Raw genomic sequence first — 18,099 nt, 5'->3', positions numbered from 1 at the left:
AACCCAATACACCATTTTTTCTATAAGCAGCACGCCATCTACTTCCCGATGACATAACTCGTTTCATTCCAATCATATCTATATCAAAACCACATTCTTCAAAAATATTTCGAGGTAGCTTTCCTTTCTCATTTTCCTCAATAAAAATATGCTTAAATTCCTCTGTATAAGTGATACCTTTCTGACTTACAGATTTTACGTATAGGTTATTTGATAGAATTTGAATTTCTCTTTCTGTAAATAGTTTTTTTGTCATTTTCAACATTCTCCGATCTCAATTTTCCTTTTATTATACAAGAAATACCCTATAGAATAGACTTTTTTCAAGTGTCTATTCTATAGGGTACATTTTAAAATGGATATATGCTTTTTTTTATTCTTGCCCTACACGTTTCACTTCTACATTTTTAATACGTTCACGTACAACGTGACTTGCCATAATTAAGCCTGCCACAGATGGTACGAATGCATTTGATGAAGGCGGTAATTTCGCCTTACGAATTTTTGCATTTTCGTCTGGTACAATTTCTTTACGTACCTCTTCACGAATTACGATTGGGTTTTCGTCAGAGAAGACAACTTTTACACCTTTTTTAATACCCTCTTTACGAAGCTTCGTACGAATGACTTTCGCAATTGGATCTGTATGTGTTTTAGAGATGTCCGCAATACGGAAACGAGTTGGGTCCATTTTATTTGCTGCACCCATACTGGAGATAATTTTAATTTTACGACGTAAACATTGTTTAATTAAATGAATTTTGAACGTAATCGTATCAGATGCATCCACTACGAAATCCAAACCGTGCTTAAAGAACTCTTCATATGTTTCATCTGTATAAAACATTTCAAGTCCAATTACTTCACACTCTGGGTTAATGTCTGCAATACGCTCTTTCATTAATTCTACTTTTGAACGTCCTACAGTAGATACTAAAGCGTGAATTTGACGGTTTACGTTTGTAATATCTACAACGTCTTTATCAACTAATACAAGACGTCCAACGCCAGAACGTGCTAACGCTTCAGCTGCAAAAGAGCCTACGCCGCCAATTCCTAAAATACCGACTGTACTATTTTTTAATATTTCAAGTCCTTCTTTACCGAAGGCTAATTCATTACGTGAAAATTGATGTAACATTCAGCTCTACACTCCTATTACAAAAATGGTCTACCATGTATTCTAGCGTTTTTCCGACTATTTGTATAGAAAAAGTTATAGAATTCCTAAAAATACATATTTCGAAAATGAAAACATAGACCAGAATTTCATTTCTTCCTAAATACACGTTTAAAAAGGAGGATTTAGAGAACCGAGCAGATCGAGGCGCTGAAGCCAGGAGGAGCGCAGTGTAGAAATACTACTCGAGCACCGGACTGGCGAAGCAACGATGAGATGCGACAGTTATCTGAACCGGACTTTTTAAACTTCCTTTCAATACACGTTTAAAAAGGAGGATTTAGAGAACCGAGCAGATCGAGGCGCTGAAGCCAGGAGGAGCGCAGTGTAGAAAAATACTACTCGAGCACCGGACTGGCGAAGCAACGATGAGATGCGACAGTTATCTAAACCGGACTTTTTAAACAACCTCTCAAAAAAAGTCTAGACGGTTATAGTATAACCATCTAGACCCTATTCTTACTTCTCTTCTTTTAAGCTTAATTTTAAGTTTAACTCTTCAAGCTGTGCTTCTGCAACTGGGCTTGGAGCTTCTGTTAATAAGCAGCTTGCGCTTGCTGTTTTTGGGAATGCAATTGTATCACGAAGATTCGTACGGCCTGCAAGTAACATAACAAGACGATCTAAACCTAATGCGATTCCGCCGTGTGGTGGTGTACCGTATTCGAATGCTTCTAATAAGAACCCGAATTGCTCTTGCGCTTCTTCTTGTGAGAATCCAAGTGCTTTGAACATTTTTTCTTGTACGTCACGCTCGTAAATACGAAGTGATCCACCACCAAGCTCATAACCGTTTAATACAAGGTCATATGCTTGTGCACGTGCTTTTTCTGGTGCTGTTTCTAGTAACTCAACGTCTTCACGGAATGGCATTGTGAATGGGTGGTGAGCTGCGAAGTAACGATCTGCATCTTCATCGTACTCAAGAAGTGGCCAATCCGTTACCCATAGGAAATTATATTTACTTTCGTCAATTAACTCAAGCTCTTTACCTAGACGTAAGCGAAGTGCACCTAAGCTATCTGCAACAACGCTCTTCTTATCTGCTACGAATAGTAATAAGTCGCCAGCAGTAGCCTCTAATGTGCTCATTAACACATTTGCATCTTCTTCACCGAAGAATTTTGCAATCGGTCCTTTTAAACCGTCTTCTTCAACTTTAAGCCAAGCTAAACCTTTTGCACCGTATACTTTCACGAATTCAGTTAATGCATCGATGTCTTTACGAGAATATTTACTTGCAGCACCTTTTGCATTGATTGCTTTTACTTGTCCGCCGCTTTCTACAGCACTTGTAAACACTTTAAAGCCACAACCTGCTGCAAACTCAGATAAGTCTGTTAGTTCCATTTCAAAGCGTGTATCTGGCTTATCAGAACCGTAGCGAGCCATTGCATCAGCATATTTCATACGAGGGAATGGTGCACTAACTTCTACACCTTTTGCATCCTTCATAACTTTCGTCATCATACGCTCCATCATATCTAAAATTTCATCTTGTGTTAAGAATGAAGCTTCGATATCGATTTGCGTGAATTCCGGTTGACGATCCGCACGTAAATCTTCATCACGGAAACAACGTGCTACTTGATAGTAACGCTCAAATCCGCCGACCATAAGAAGCTGTTTAAATAACTGTGGTGACTGTGGTAGTGCATAGAATTCACCATCATGCACACGACTTGGTACTAAATAGTCACGAGCTCCTTCTGGCGTGCTTTTCGTTAAAATTGGTGTTTCTACTTCTAAGAACTCTTCTGTGTCTAAGAAGTTACGAATTGTTTTCGTTACGTCATGACGCATTTTGAATGTGTTAAACATTACTGGGCGACGTAAGTCTAAATAACGATATTTTAAACGCACATCTTCTGATGCATCTGTATCATCAGCAATGATGATTGGCGTTGTTTTCGCTGCATTTAGTACATTTACTTTCGTTGCTTGTACTTCAATACGACCAGTTGCCATATTGTCATTAATTGCGCCTTCACCACGTTCAACAACTGTACCTTCTACGTGTAATACGTACTCGCTACGAATTGTTTCTGCTACTTCTAACGCTTCTTTTGATGTTTCTGGGTTAAATACAACTTGTACGATACCTGTACGGTCACGTAAATCGATAAAGATTAATCCACCTAAGTCACGGCGTTTTTGTACCCAACCTTTTAATTGAACTGTTTGTCCAACAGCTTCTACTGTTACTTTTCCACATGCATGTGTTCTTTCAGCCACTGTAAGTTCCCCCTATATTAATTTCTCTGCTACGTATGAAGCAAATACATCTAACGCTACTTCTTCTTGTTCACCTGTTGCCATATCTTTTAAGTTAATGATGCCTTTATCTAGCTCATCTTCTCCTAATACAGCTACAAATTTCGCCTTTAGACGATCTGCTGATTTAAATTGTGCTTTCATTTTGCGATCTAAATAATCTTTTTCAACTGACAATCCAGCTTTACGAAGATCGAACGCAACTTTTGCAGCATGGTCTTTCGCTTTTTCGCCAAGCGCCACAACGTAACAATCAATGCTATGTTCAAGTGGTAATTCAATGTTTTCAGCTTTTAGCGCCATAATTAAACGTTCAATACTCATTGCAAAACCGATACCTGGCATTTCTGGTCCACCGATTTCTTGTACAAGTCCGTTATAACGGCCACCACCGCTTAATGTAGTGATCGCACCGAAACCGTCTGCCTCACTCATAATTTCAAAAACAGTGTGTTGGTAGTAGTCTAAACCACGCACTAAGTTCGGATCTTTTTCAAACGGAACATCCATCATCGTTAATAGCTCTTGAACTTTGTCGTAGTATACTGCTGAATCTTCATTTAAGTATTCTGTAATAGATGGTGCTGTTCCCATTAATTCATGGTTACGGTCCTTCTTACAATCTAAAATACGAAGAGGGTTCTTTTCTAAACGAGATTGACAGTCAGAACAGAACTCACCGATACGTGGCTCAAAGTGTGCGATTAACGCATCACGGTGTGCTTGACGGCTCGCCGCATCACCTAAGCTGTTTAATACAACTTTAATATTTTTCAAGCCCATGCCGCGGTAAAATTCAACAGCAAGTGCAATTACTTCTGCATCAATTGCAGGGTCATTACTGCCGATTGCTTCGATACCGAATTGTACGAATTGACGATAGCGACCTGCTTGTGGTCTTTCATAACGGAACATTTGACCGATATAGTATAATTTCGTTGGTTGTGTTGCATCACCAAACATTTTATTTTCAACGTAAGAACGTACAACAGGTGCAGTACCTTCTGGACGTAATGTTAAGCTACGCTCTCCACGATCTTGGAATGAGTACATTTCTTTTTGTACGATATCTGTCGTATCACCAACACCGCGTAAAAATAGCTCAGTGTGCTCAAAAATTGGTGTACGAATTTCTTTATAATTGTAACGACGGCAAATTTCGCGTGCTTGCCCTTCGATATACTGCCATAACTCAACAGTGCCTGGAAGAATATCTTGCGTTCCGCGTGGGATTTGAATAGACATATTCAGTTCCTCCTCAAATTGTTTTAATCTTAATAAAAATAAAAAAACTCCCGCCTCTACTGTTTGAACAGTAGGGACGAGAGTATTATACCCGTGGTGCCACCCTAATTGAAGCACTTATGCTTCCACTTTTTTAATAACGCTTAAATATGCGTTCATCCCTACTAAGCGTATATGCCGTTCAAGTTGAAACCTCTAGAGTGTCATTCAATCAGTCATCATGCAGAAATGTTTTCAGCCTAAGACATTTCTTCTCTTTCCATGTGTGTCTCATTTACTCTTCTCTATCAACGGTTATATTCATATGTAAATATAAAATTACTATACGTTTGTTAAGTAGGATTGTCAAGTGCTCTAAGAACGTTCAATCTGCTTCTTTAAACGCTTTACATCTTGAAGAGAAATCCCAAACTCGGAAGCAAGCTCCATTGAAGTATTGTTTTGCTCTTTTGAAATAAAATCATGAAAATTCACGTTAAATAGTTGATTTGCACCATTTGTAACAGAATGCCCTTTTTCATTCATACGCATACGTATATCCCTCACATTCAATATGGATGTTTTACTTTTTATTGTTCCATATTGATGGGAGAGTTATACATAACCGAAACTGCTATTGATTCCAAATAAATGAACAAAACATACAACAATGTATAAAAAAGAGAGGATTATATAACCCTCTCTTTTTTATCAACACTATTTACTTTCTACAATTAAGGTCACCGGACCATCATTGATTAAAGAAACATCCATCATTGCTCCGAACTTCCCTGTTTCCACATGTAATCCTTGTTTACGAACTTCTTCATTAAAGAAATCGTATAAACGCTCTGCATAATCAGGTTTCGCAGCATCCATAAAGTTTGGACGTCTTCCCTTGCGGCAATCTCCGTATAATGTGAATTGCGAAATAGATAGAACTTGTCCTTCTACATCAAGTACAGAATGATTCATCTTTCCGCTCTCATCTTCAAAAATACGTAAGTTTGCAATTTTTTCTGCAATGTAAGTTGCATCTTTTTCTGTATCTTCGTGCGTAATGCCAACTAGTAATGTTAAACCGAACGGAATTTGTCCTACGATCTCACCGTCTACTGTGACAGACGCTTTCTTTGATCGTTGTAAAACAACTCTCATCTTTCTACACTCCCTATTAATGCATCATGCGTCGTACTGCATAAATTTCTGGAACGCGTTTAATGCGTTCTACTACTTTTTTCAAGTGTTGTAAGTTACGAATCGAGATTGACATATTAATTGTTGCCATCTTATTACGGTCACTTCTACCAGAAACAGCTGAAATGTATGTTTTCGTCTCTGTAACAGCTTGCAGTACTTCATTTAATAAACCGCGGCGATCGTAACCTGAAATTTCAATATCAACGTTATACTCTATTTCTTTTTCAGGGCTACCTTCCCACTCAACTTCTAATAAACGTTCTATCGCTTCTTCTGTATGAACATTTACACAATCACGGCGGTGAATCGATACACCTCGGCCTTTCGTAATATACCCAACGATATCATCACCCGGAACTGGGTTACAGCATTTCGATAAACGGATTAATAAATTATCAGCACCGCTTACCTTTACACCAGAATCCCATTTTCGAATTTTCATCGGTTTACGAACTTCTTTGACTTCAACAATTTCTTCTTCTTCGCGTTGCTTGCGGAACTTGTCCGTTAGTCGCGTAACAATTTGCGAAGCTGTAATTCCGCTATATCCAACTGCTGCAAACATATCTTCTTCATTTGCAAAGTTAAATTTCTCAGCGACGCGTTTTAAGTTATCAGGCGCTAATACTTCTTTCATCTCATACTCTAGACCACGTACTTCCTTTTCAACAAGTTCACGGCCTTTTTCAATATTTTCGTCTCTACGTTGTTTCTTAAAGAATTGACGAATTTTATTTTTCGCATGAGATGTTTGAGCAAGTTTTACCCAATCTTGACTTGGGCCATATGAATGTTTCGACGTTAAAATTTCAATGATATCGCCGGTTTTTAATTTATAATCCAGCGTTACCATTTTCCCGTTTACTTTTGCACCAATTGTTTTATTCCCAATTTCCGAATGGACACGATACGCGAAATCAATTGGAACCGATCCAAGTGGTAATTCCATTACATCGCCTTTCGGTGTAAAGACGAATACCATGTCAGAGAATAAATCAATTTTTAATGACTCCATAAATTCTTCTGCATTAGAAGCTTCATTTTGCCATTCTAATATTTGACGGAACCACGTGAGTTTCTTCTCTAATGTACCTGTTGTTTCTGCTGTTTTTCCTTCTTTGTATGCCCAGTGTGCCGCGATCCCGAATTCTGCAATTTCGTGCATTTCTTTCGTACGAATTTGCACTTCAAGTGGATCACCTTTCGGTCCAATTACAGTCGTATGAAGAGATTGATATAGATTTGCTTTTGGCATTGCAATATAATCTTTAAAACGACCTGGCATCGGCTTCCAGCACGTATGAATAATTCCAAGCACTGCATAACAATCTTTGATACTATTTACAACAACACGTACAGCTAATAAATCGTAAATTTCATTGAACTGTTTATTTTGCAGTGCCATTTTACGATAAATACTGTAAATATGTTTCGGTCTTCCAGAGATCTCAGGTTGAATTGCAACTTCTTTTAATTTCTCACGAATACCAGTCATTACTTCGTCTAAGTATTCTTCACGTTCTGCACGTTTACGCTTCATTAAATTTACAATACGATAATATTGTTGTGGATTTAAATAGCGAAGTGACGTATCCTCTAGCTCCCATTTAATAGTACTAATTCCGAGTCTATGTGCTAAAGGTGCAAAGATTTCTAGCGTTTCATTCGCTATGCGACGCTGCTTCTCTTGAGGCAAATGTTTCAATGTACGCATGTTATGAAGACGATCAGCTAGTTTAATTAAAATAACTCGAATATCTTGAGCCATTGCAATAAACATTTTGCGATGGTTTTCTGCTTGTTGTTGTTCGTGAGATTTATATTTGATCTTCCCAAGCTTCGTAACACCATCAACAAGCATAGCAATTTCTTTGTTAAATTCCCGTTCAATATCTTCTAACGTAATCTCTGTATCTTCCACTACATCATGTAAGAAACCTGCTGATACCGTAGCTGGATCCATGTGTAAATCAACTAAAATACCTGCAACTTGAATTGGATGAATAATATACGGTTCACCCGATTTTCTGTATTGTTCGCTATGCGCATCGCGTGCATATTCATAGGCACGTGCTACTAGCTCAATATCTTCATCCACTAAATATTGACTTGCTTTCTCGAGTACCTGTTCAGCTGTTAGTACCTGCTCATTTGCCATCGAATCACCTTTTATTGAAAATTGACTTTATCTTTATTTAATAGAATAAATTATATTCTATCATTATAACCCAATGATTGTGAATTGTGAAAAGGAAAAGATTTTACTGACATTTCACCATGATTTTTTGTTCAATTATACAAAAGTACCCGCTCCTCTCCAAGAGATTCACGGGTACTTTTTATCACCGTAGTTTTACCTATATAGTGATTAGTATTTTTCTAATACTAATACATCGTAACCATCTAACATTTTACGACCATCTAAGTAAGTAAGCTCTACTAAGAATGCAATCCCTGCTACAACTCCGCCAAGTTCTTCAACTAGCTTAATTGTCGCTTCGATAGTTCCACCTGTAGCTAATAGGTCATCTGTAATTAATACGCGTTGACCTGGCTTAATTGCATCTTTATGGATTGTTAAAACATCTTTACCATATTCTTTACCGTAGTCAACTGTAATTACTTCACGTGGTAATTTTCCTAATTTACGAACTGGCGCAAATCCTACTTCTAACGCATAAGAAACTGGGCAACCGATAATGAAACCACGAGCTTCTGGTCCTACTACAACATCGATATCTCTTTCTTTTGCGTATTCAACGATTGCATCTGTTGCTGCTTTGTATGCTTTACCGTCATTCATTAAAGGTGTAATGTCTTTAAACACAATACCTTCTTTCGGATAATCCGGTACAATTGCGATATGTTGCTTGAAATCCATATTTCTGAATCCTCCTCAGATCTAAAAGGTTTGTAAATACAAATCCTTTACCCTAACTGTTCTACTTCTTTATGATTACGAATCGTTTCAAACCATGTATATAGTTGCTGATATGTGCTATAAACCAATTCTTTTTCTAATTGTAAGTGGTTCATTTTCTCACGATATGTGTTCGATTCAATTAAATCACGCTTTTGTTTTTTGTCTGCCATAAAAATGACGCCATCTTTTATTGTAACAAATTCTAACTCAAAAAACACCTGTGTCATAAAATTTACTGTATCTTTTGACCAACCTTTATGACGACATAGTTGTTCTCCATATTGTCTTAAAGAAAATGGTGTTTTTTGGTTTAAGAAAGAATAATACCATTTAAAGTGTTCTCTCGTAGGAACTGTACTAAATAAGTGGTTATTCTCTTGATAAAATAGCGTATAAATTCGCGCTGGGAATCCTGCCTTAAATAACTCACGTAATTCATCGGTTCCTTTTGGTAAATCAAGTAACACGATATATTGATCATCTAAATGCGTTACTTCTGAAGCATGCATGAGCTTTTCTTTATAGCTCTCTAAAGAAAATTTATTCAATACCTCTTCAGAAAAATACACCATTGTTATTTTTTCTTTCGGAAGTTCTGCTAAATTTGCTTCTGCATTACGCATACTACGCCAATCAAATAATTGCCACGCCTCTACAGCAATATCTTGTACCATTAGTTGTGGCTTCTTAAAATTATTCCATTCATTGATGGATGCTTCTCCTATTACAGATACTTTTGCAACTGGAGAGATTTCTTTCGCATATGCACCAAAACCAAATCCAATTGTATCCAGTGTTGCTTGTCCATCACGAAGAGCCATTTTTAAATGAGAACCATCTGATCCGATTGCGCGAATGCTTTCTAACTCTGCATCTTTTACTGCAATACGTGGTTTCGGATTTCCAATACCAAACGGGGCTAGTTTTTGCATATCTTCAATTGCCGCTAGCGTTACATCCTCTACTTTGCAAAAAACATCAACTGCTGTAATTGGAATAAAATCTTCTTCTGTTAAAATCGCATCTGCTTGTTCATTTAATCGGCGACGTAATTCATCTACATCATTCATATGTAGCGTCATTCCCGCTGCCATCGGATGCCCTCCGAAGTGTGGCAATAACTCTCTACAATCTGATAAGTTTGCAAACAAATCAAATCCTGCAATACTACGTGCTGAGCCTTTTGCTGTTTCTTTTATAGGATCGATGCTTAATACAATCGTCGGACGATAAAAACGTTCAACTAATTTAGAAGCAACAATTCCAATTACCCCTGGGTTCCAGCCTTCTTTTGCAAGTACTAATACTTTGTTTTCTTCTGGCGGGAAGTTATTTTCAACTTCAGCGATAGCTTCTTCTGTAATTTGCTTTACAATATCTTTTCGCAGTTTGTTCAGCTCATCAATTTCTTCGGCCAACTCTTTCGCTTCCTCTGGATCATCTGATAATAAAAGGTGTACAGCCGGCGCAGCATCTTCTAAACGCCCAACCGCATTAATACGAGGTGCAATTGAGAAGCCAATACTCTCTTCTGTAATTTCACTTTGCGAAACGTTAGCAACTTTAAACAATGCCTTCAAACCAATATTTCTCGTCATACGCATATGTTTTAAACCGCGTTTCACTAGCAACCTATTTTCACCATGAAGTGATACTAAATCGGCTACTGTACCGATTACTGCAATCTCTAATAAATGTTCTGGTACACGGCCTAATAGTGCATGCGCAACTTTAAACGCAACACCTACACCAGCTAAATAGTGAAACGGATATACGCCACCTTCTAATTTCGGATGTATAATCGCAAGCGCTTCTGGCAATTCTGGCGGTGGCTCATGGTGATCTGTAATAATTAGATCTATTCCAAGCTCTTTCGCTACATTCGCTTCATGTACTGCTGCGATGCCAGTGTCGACAGTAATAATCAGTGAGAACCCTGCGCTATGCGCCCAACGAAATGCTTCTTCGTTCGGTCCATACCCTTCTGTAAAACGATTTGGAATGTAAAATTCTACTTCTGCACCTAATTCTTGAAGAGCAAGATATAAAACCGTCGTACTACTTACTCCGTCCGCATCATAATCACCAAATATTAATATTTGCTCTCCATTTTGAATCGCCTTATTTACACGTTCTACCGTTCTATCCATTCCTTCTAATAAAAATGGATCATGAAATTCTTGATTTTCTGTATTTAAAAAATCTAAAATCTTATCTTCTGTATCTAGTCCTCTACCGAGGAATAATGAAACGACAAGTGGCGATAACTGTAATTTACTTGCTAATTCACTCACTCGCTCGTCATTATATTCTTTTTCTTTCCAACGCGTCTTCGGTTGTAACACGAAATCACCCCTTAACCTGTTCATTATACAAGACAGATTAAGGGGTGACAATATAATGCAAACTACGATGCAATATCTATATACTAAAATGTTAATGATGTTTAATTTGGAGAATACGGATTTATATGTACGAATACATTTTGTACATTATCTTGTTTCATAAGTATTTCTTTCACATGTTTTCCAATACGGTGTCCTTCTTCTACGGTAATGTATGGATCTACAGACACTTTAATATCGACAATAACATAATGACCATGCTCCCGTGCATATAAAGAACCAATTTTTTTCACACCATCTACTTGAAGAACGGCCTCTCTAAGCGGAATAACATCCTCCTCATGAAGAACATGGTCAAGCGTTGCATGAATTGCTTCCGCTCCAATGCTCCATGCCATTTTTACAACAAGAAGTGAAACAACTAATCCTGCAATCGGATCAGCATATACGAGCCAGTCTATACCAAACTTACCACCGATTATAGCTGCACAAATACCGATTAAAGCTGCAATTGAAGAAAATACATCCGAACGGTGCTCATATGCATTTGCAATAATTGCATCACTGTTTACTCTTTTCCCTAATCGGAATTTATATTGAAACATTCCTTCTTTCACGACGATTGAAAGAACAACAGCAAATATCGTAATTCCTTTCGGCGGTTCTAGTTCTTGCGAAAAAGCTTTTATAGACGAAATCGCGATTTCAAGTCCCACAATAAATAATAATACCGCAACAATAATCGCTGAAATCGATTCCGCTTTACCATGACCATACGGATGATCCTCATCAGGTGGCTGCTTTGCCGCTCGCAGTCCAAAAAGTACAGCTAGCGAACCTATTACATCTGATGCAGAATGCACGGCATCCGCTAATAACGCTTTACTGTTCCCAATATAACCAATTACCGCCTTTACAATCGCTAATATAATATTACCAACGATCCCGACAATAGCACCAAACTCGGCCTGTTTAAAACGTTCATCTTTTTCCATAATTAAAATCCCTTCTTTTCTTAACCTATCTTTTTATTTTAACAAAAACAGCGATAACACCACCACTTTCTTCCATCTTCTTTCTGTTAAAAAGTTGCTATCTTATTGTATCCACAAACGAAAAAAGAGATGCCTCATAAAGAGACATCATCTTTTCTATACTTGCGGTTCAGATTCTACTTTCTCAACCTTCTTCTTGTTTTTTCCCTTTTTCAAACGACGGTTTTCAAGCATTAACCAAATTTGAGAGGCAACGAAAACAGAAGAGTACGTACCTACAATTAATCCAACAAGTAACGCAAACGAGAAGTTACGTAGTGACTCACTACCGAAGATAAGCAGTGCAATTACTGGGAATAACACTGTTAATACGGTATTAATCGAGCGACCAAGCGTTTGGCGAATACTTGCATTTACGATTTCTTCTAGATCTTTTATATCGCGCACCCGTTTTTTCTGTTTGTATAATTCACGGTTTCTATCAAATGTAACAATCGAGTCATTAATAGAATAACCGATGATTGTTAGTACTGCAGCGATAAACGTTAAGTCTACCTCTAGTTGGAAAATACTAAACATAACAACCATAACGAAAGCGTCATGTAATAATGCAAGTACTGCAGATAACGCATACGTAAATCGGAATCGAATACTTACGTATAAAATGATAACCGCAGAAGCAATCAGTACAGCGATAAATGCATTTCGTGCAATTTCTTTACCGATTGTCGGTGAAACTGTACTTATGTTTGGATCTGTACCATATTTATCGTGGAAGAATGTTTTTGTTTTCGCAATTTCATCTTTTGATAAAACACCTAATGTACGAACTGCGAAACCTTTATTGTCATCTCCAGTCGGTACAATATTTTCTTCCTTCACATCAATGTTCAATTCTTTAAAATCTTTATGAACATCAGACACCGTAACAGCTTGTTTTGATTGCAAGTCGATACGTGTACCACTCGCAAAGTCAATACCAAGATTCAATTTGAAAATTGGTAAGATAATTGCACCCGCAATTACAACTACAATCGAGAAGATAAGGAATTTATGACCGATATTTACGAAATTAATACGATCAAATCTCGTTGGCGGATGTACTACACCTTTTGTTAATGGAATAATATCCTTTTGTTTCACACCAAAATATCCTGGTTTTTTATCAAAGTAACGGCTCTTTACAAGTAAACCTAGTAAGAAACGAGTACCGAATACGTTCGTAATAAAACCAACTAAAATACTTACGATTAAACTTGTTGCGAATCCTTTTACAGAGCTATTACCATAAACGAATAACACACCAGCTGCCGCAAGAGTTGTAACGTTTGCATCTAGAATTGTTGCTAATGAACGATGGTTACCAGCGCGGAATGCCGACATCATGGACTTACCAATTTTCAACTCTTCTTTCAGTCTCTCGTACGTAATAATATTCGCATCAACTGCGATACCTACTCCGAGCACTAACGCCGCAATACCTGGCAACGTAAGAACTGCATGCATCCAGTTAAAGACAAGTAATGTAACGAAAATGTATAAACCTAACATAATAACCGCTACAAGTCCTGGTAAACGGTAGAATACAAGCATAAATAAGAAAATAAGAGCGATACCAATCGCACTAGCGAAAATCGTTTGCTCTAACGCTTGTTGACCAAACTTCGCTCCAACAGATGTTGAATACATTTCTTTTAAATCAACAGGAAGTGCACCTGCATTTAATAAAGATGAAAGTTGTTTCGCACTTTCAACTGTGAAGTTTCCACCTACGATAGATACTTCAGCTTGGTTAAATACTTGGTTTACTGTTGCTGCTGATAAGAACTTCGGATTCGGTTTTGCAGATTCTGCTTTGTACGAATCTTTTCCTTCTTCAAAATCAAGCCAAATTACCATTAAATTCGTTGGTGGTGGCATTTTTGAAATTTTTTCAGTTACTTCACGGAATTTTTCAGCGCTCTTTAGTGTAAGACCTACGCTCGCACGGCCTTGCTCATCAAATGTTTGCTTCGCTCCGCCGCCTTTTAAATCCGTTCCGTCCATAAGAAGATTATCATCTACATCACGGAATGTTAATTTCGCTTGTGTTGATAACATTTCACGTGCTTTTTGCTGATCTTGTACACCAGCAAGCTGTACACGAATTCGATCTTGCCCTTCGATTTGAATGTTCGGCTCACTTACACCGAGAACATTGACACGATTCTCAAGAGCACCTACTGTACTTACAAGTACGTCTCGATCGATTTTGTCACCTTTTTTGGCTGGTTTTACTTCATACAGAATTTCAAAACCACCGCGAAGGTCTAGTCCTAGACTAATTCCTTTTGCTATGTCTTTTCCTGCCGCACCAATTACTCCACCGATTAATAAAACGATGAGGAAAAAGGCGGCAATTCTCGTACCACGCTTTGCCATATGTACCCTCTTTCCGCTACTAACACTTTAAATAAATCTCTTACGATTCACTTTTACACGTGTGCATACGTCTAGTTAGTAGACTTCCTTTCTATAATTTTGCTAGCTCATCACTAGCTGTGCCGGTACGTTTTCACGATACCTGCACTTTCATTATTTGTTTTCTCTCTTCACTACCTCCTTTATATATGATCTTAGACATAATTATTTCCTGATTATCAATACCTATCATTATACTGCAAAAGGAAGAACAAACCAATTGCAGTCGGTTATTTATTTTCATATTCATCAAATGACCAAAGTGGCGCTTGATATGCTTCAACAGTTAAATATGTCATATATTCATTAGCACTTACTGTTAATACGTCATTAACTAATTCATACAATCTAACATCGCTGTCTATCTTCTTCCACTTTTTTACTTTAAGAAACTTCCAAATGTCATCATCTGTCACTCTGTCGTAGCCGAACATTTGAAACTCTTCTACTTTACTTTCTAAAACGACTTGTAACTGTCCGCGGTATGATTCTACCAAAGCCTCTCTATCTAACATCTATAACATCTCCTTCTTATTTCGCACGAAAAGTCGCTTTTATTCCCGCTCTAATGGACAGCAATAACTACTTTCAAGAGCACTATCATATTTCACTCTCTTAAATGCTTGTCATTCTTGTCTCGTACGTGCATATAAATTATTGTAAATCATTCCATTGATTTTGAGAAGGTAGGAGAAGAACATGACGAGACAAAGCTTTTTAAAAGGCGCATTTATTTTAATGATAGCCGGCTTTATTACAAAAATACTTGGCTTTATCAACCGCATAGTAATGGCACGTATTTTAGGAGAAGAAGGCGTTGGTCTTTATATGATGGCCGTTCCTACATTCATTTTAGCAATTACATTGACACAAATTGGTCTTCCTGTCGCAATCGCAAAATTTGTAGCAGAAGCGGAAGCTGTGAACGATAAACAAAGAGTTAAAAAAATATTAACCGTATCACTAGCTGTTACATCCGTTATTAGTATCATTTTAACAATCGGAATTATGTTCCTCACACCTATTTTAGCAAAAACATTATTAACCGACGAAAGAACGTACTATCCATTAATGGCCATTTTGCCCGTTGTTCCTGTTATTGCTGTTTCTTCTGTTTTGCGTGGTTACTTTCAAGGGAAACAAAACATGAAACCTAGCGCTTATGCGCAAGTTCTAGAACAAGTCGTCCGCATTACCATTATTGCTATATGCATTCAATTATTTTTACCTTACGGCATAGAATACGCTGCAGCCGGCGCTATGTTATCAGCTGTTCTCGGTGAAGTTGCATCGTTATTATTTTTACTCACGTTATTTCAGCGAGAAAAACATTTATCAATACGCTCTGGATTTTTCACTACTGTAAAGGAAAGCAAAGGGACATTTTATTCTCTGATGGATATTGCCCTTCCAACTACAGGAAGTCGTTTAATCGGCTCCGTTTCATATTTTTTTGAACCTATTGTCGTTATGCAAAGCTTAGCAATTGCTGGTGTCGCTGCTTCTGTTGCAACCCAGCAATACGGTATATTAAACGGTTATGCATTCCCGCTTCTATCACTACCCGCCTTTATTACATACGCTCTCTCTACAGCGCTCGTCCCTTCTATTAGTGAAGCAATGGCAAAAAGACAACATAAATTAGTGGAGCACCGTTTACAACAAGCACTTCGAATTTCATTAATTACCGGCGGATGGTCTGTCGTTATATTATACGTATTCGCTTCTCCTGTTTTAACTCTTATGTATGGGTCAGACAGTGCAACAGCATTCATTCAACTTCTTGCGCCTTGCTTTTTATTTCATTATTTCCAAAGTCCACTTACCTCTGTTTTGCAAGCTTTAAACTTAGCAAGAGCTGCAATGATGAATACATTTATTGGTGCCATCGTGAAATTAATCGTTATTTTTGTACTAGCATCAAGGCCAGAATTTCAAATGATGGGGGTTGCTCTCGCTATTGCTGCAAATATTGTAACAGTAACATTTCTTCACTACGCTACTGTTTTAAAAAAGATTACATTTACCATTTACGCAAAAGACTATATTTTCGGTGGACTCGCCATCGGTATCGCGGGCGCCTTCGGTTTTTATCTTCATAAATATATTATTTTCTCTCATACCCTTGGCATACAAACATTATGGGAAATCACTTTAACAACAATTGTTTATATCGTACTTCTCTTCACTTTCAAACTCATTCGAAAAGAAGAGTTAAGTCGTCTCCCTATCATTCGTAAACTTTCATTTTTGAAATAAGTTGAAACTTTAATCAGTGGGGTAATCTCCACTGATTATTAGTTAAACTAATCATTCTTACTCTTTCAAAGGATAAATCTCTAATCTTCTTTTACATCAACAAAAAATTTTCCGTTTTGAAAACTACAGTATAAAATTTGTGTTACATCGTTATAACCTAAGTTTTTTAATTTCTCAATAAGCCATGCATCTGTATGTTCAATCATTTGTAAATGACTAGATTGAATTTCTCCATCAATAATAAGAGGAAGCGTAAACTGCAATGTATCTTGTTTATTTTTTTGTTTTTGAAAGACAGATAACTTCCCAGACGGTTCCAAAATAGCATATTCTACATCCCGAATATCTCCAACTCCTTGTTCCCTTAATTGCATCATTAAATCATCTATATTATAACGTTGCTTTCTCATCTTCTTTTCATCAATCTTTCCCGCGTTTACAAGAATAGCCGGCTCACCTTCTATTAAATGCCGAAAGCGTTGATACTTTAGGGAAATGACTGACAAAATAATTTGGATGCACATAAGAAAAGTCATCGGAACTAATTGATGCCAAAGTGATTTATCGGTATTTTCAATTGCCACTACAGCCATTTCTCCAAGCATAATAAATACGACTAAATCTAATACACTTAGCTCTCCTATCTCACGTTTACCCATAAGACGAAAAATAATTAAGATGATGATATACAAAAGCATTGTCCGTCCAATTATTGATATCCATTCCATTTCTACATCTCCTTTTTTACGTATAGACTCCCCTATAAAAAAGAAACTAGTCTAACTTAGACAAAAGGAAAATATGCTTGTATTAAAAAGGGGGAATGCATAAATGGATGGAACGAAAAAATTATCAACTGCAATTGGCTTCGGTATTATTACACTACTAATTCTCGCATCTATTACTAGCATGATTATGGCTCTTTTATTAAAGTTTACGAATATAAACGAAGGGACATTAACCGTTACTATTTTTATACTCGCTCTTTTATCTATGCTTATGTCTGGATTTACTGCCGGCAAAAAGGCTCAAGGGAAAGGTTGGCTAGTAGGTCTCACAACAGGTCTCACGTTCACTATACTCGTTTTTCTAGTTAACTATTTAGGCTTTTCTCAAACTTTATCGAACTCACAATTACTTTATCAATTAGCATTAATGGGGGCGAGTACACTCGGTGGTATTTTCGGTGTAAATATGTCAAAGCAAAGTAACTAAAAAAGGCCCTGCATATTTCATGCA

General features: G+C 37.3%; 15 protein-coding genes and 1 other annotated feature. Of the genes, 2 read left to right on the top strand and 13 right to left on the bottom strand.

The window, feature by feature from the left end:
• The 12 genes from D1166_RS03760 to D1166_RS03705 all read right to left on the bottom strand — a co-directional run.
• Positions 1 to 256, bottom strand: a 256-nt coding sequence (locus D1166_RS03760; RefSeq protein WP_347400119.1) for an HTH domain-containing protein, incomplete at its 3' end; no start/stop codon positions are given.
• A 117-nt stretch (positions 257 to 373) separates the two neighbouring features.
• Positions 374 to 1,141: a tRNA threonylcarbamoyladenosine dehydratase gene (locus D1166_RS03755; RefSeq protein ID WP_000903177.1), complete on the bottom strand. Its 768-nt coding sequence runs from the start codon at positions 1,139 to 1,141 to the stop codon at positions 374 to 376.
• A gap of 498 nt (positions 1,142 to 1,639) precedes the next feature.
• Positions 1,640 to 3,415 carry an aspartate--tRNA ligase gene (aspS, locus tag D1166_RS03745; protein ID WP_000840899.1) on the bottom strand — a complete coding sequence of 592 codons (1,776 nt, stop codon included), beginning with the start codon at positions 3,413 to 3,415 and terminating at the stop codon, positions 1,640 to 1,642.
• Positions 3,416 to 3,427: 12 nt separating this feature from the next.
• Entirely contained in the window at positions 3,428 to 4,699 is a 1,272-nt protein-coding gene (gene hisS, locus D1166_RS03740) for a histidine--tRNA ligase (protein WP_097862002.1), read from the bottom strand.
• 69 nt (positions 4,700 to 4,768) lie between these two features.
• Positions 4,769 to 4,999: a binding site (T-box leader), on the bottom strand.
• A gap of 54 nt (positions 5,000 to 5,053) precedes the next feature.
• Entirely contained in the window at positions 5,054 to 5,230 is a 177-nt protein-coding gene (locus tag D1166_RS31150; RefSeq protein ID WP_001242605.1) for a hypothetical protein, read from the bottom strand.
• A 165-nt stretch (positions 5,231 to 5,395) separates the two neighbouring features.
• Positions 5,396 to 5,836, bottom strand: coding sequence for a D-tyrosyl-tRNA(Tyr) deacylase (locus tag D1166_RS03735; RefSeq protein ID WP_001266965.1), 441 nt, complete (start codon positions 5,834 to 5,836; stop codon positions 5,396 to 5,398).
• A gap of 16 nt (positions 5,837 to 5,852) precedes the next feature.
• Positions 5,853 to 8,036 carry a GTP diphosphokinase gene (relA, locus tag D1166_RS03730; RefSeq protein WP_001262811.1) on the bottom strand — a complete coding sequence of 728 codons (2,184 nt, stop codon included), beginning with the start codon at positions 8,034 to 8,036 and terminating at the stop codon, positions 5,853 to 5,855.
• Positions 8,037 to 8,246: 210 nt separating this feature from the next.
• On the bottom strand, positions 8,247 to 8,759 hold the full coding sequence (locus D1166_RS03725) for an adenine phosphoribosyltransferase (protein ID WP_000346215.1): 513 nt from the start codon (positions 8,757 to 8,759) through the stop codon (positions 8,247 to 8,249).
• Positions 8,760 to 8,806: 47 nt separating this feature from the next.
• Positions 8,807 to 11,146 (bottom strand): single-stranded-DNA-specific exonuclease RecJ, encoded by a 2,340-nt coding sequence (recJ, locus tag D1166_RS03720; RefSeq protein WP_097862003.1) that lies wholly within the window; start codon positions 11,144 to 11,146, stop codon positions 8,807 to 8,809.
• Positions 11,147 to 11,247: 101 nt separating this feature from the next.
• Entirely contained in the window at positions 11,248 to 12,141 is an 894-nt protein-coding gene (locus D1166_RS03715; RefSeq protein ID WP_000409741.1) for a cation diffusion facilitator family transporter, read from the bottom strand.
• 156 nt (positions 12,142 to 12,297) lie between these two features.
• The gene (gene secDF, locus D1166_RS03710) at positions 12,298 to 14,562 is read right to left on the bottom strand and encodes a protein translocase subunit SecDF (protein WP_001119065.1); all 2,265 of its coding nucleotides are present in this window, start codon (positions 14,560 to 14,562) and stop codon (positions 12,298 to 12,300) included.
• A 269-nt stretch (positions 14,563 to 14,831) separates the two neighbouring features.
• Positions 14,832 to 15,116 (bottom strand): post-transcriptional regulator, encoded by a 285-nt coding sequence (locus D1166_RS03705; RefSeq protein WP_000886978.1) that lies wholly within the window; start codon positions 15,114 to 15,116, stop codon positions 14,832 to 14,834.
• Between the two features lie 184 nt (positions 15,117 to 15,300).
• Between D1166_RS03705 and spoVB the strand changes: the two genes are divergently transcribed.
• Positions 15,301 to 16,860: a stage V sporulation protein B gene (gene spoVB, locus D1166_RS03700; protein ID WP_097862004.1), complete on the top strand. Its 1,560-nt coding sequence runs from the start codon at positions 15,301 to 15,303 to the stop codon at positions 16,858 to 16,860.
• An 80-nt stretch (positions 16,861 to 16,940) separates the two neighbouring features.
• Here the strand turns inward: spoVB and D1166_RS03695 are convergent, their stop codons facing one another.
• Complete coding sequence (locus D1166_RS03695; RefSeq protein ID WP_000454817.1) at positions 16,941 to 17,588, bottom strand: DUF421 domain-containing protein; 648 nt, start codon at positions 17,586 to 17,588, stop codon at positions 16,941 to 16,943.
• Between the two features lie 103 nt (positions 17,589 to 17,691).
• Here D1166_RS03695 and D1166_RS03690 point away from each other — a divergent pair, with 103 nt between their 5' ends.
• Positions 17,692 to 18,075 (top strand): TIGR04086 family membrane protein, encoded by a 384-nt coding sequence (locus D1166_RS03690; RefSeq protein WP_000349131.1) that lies wholly within the window; start codon positions 17,692 to 17,694, stop codon positions 18,073 to 18,075.
• Positions 18,076 to 18,099 lie beyond the last annotated feature (24 nt).

Source organism: Bacillus sp. ISO11 (genome assembly GCF_003458115.1).
In the GTDB taxonomy this organism is placed as follows: Bacteria; Bacillota; Bacilli; order Bacillales; family Bacillaceae_G; genus Bacillus_A; species Bacillus_A cereus.
This window is presented reverse-complemented; position numbering and strand designations above follow the sequence as displayed.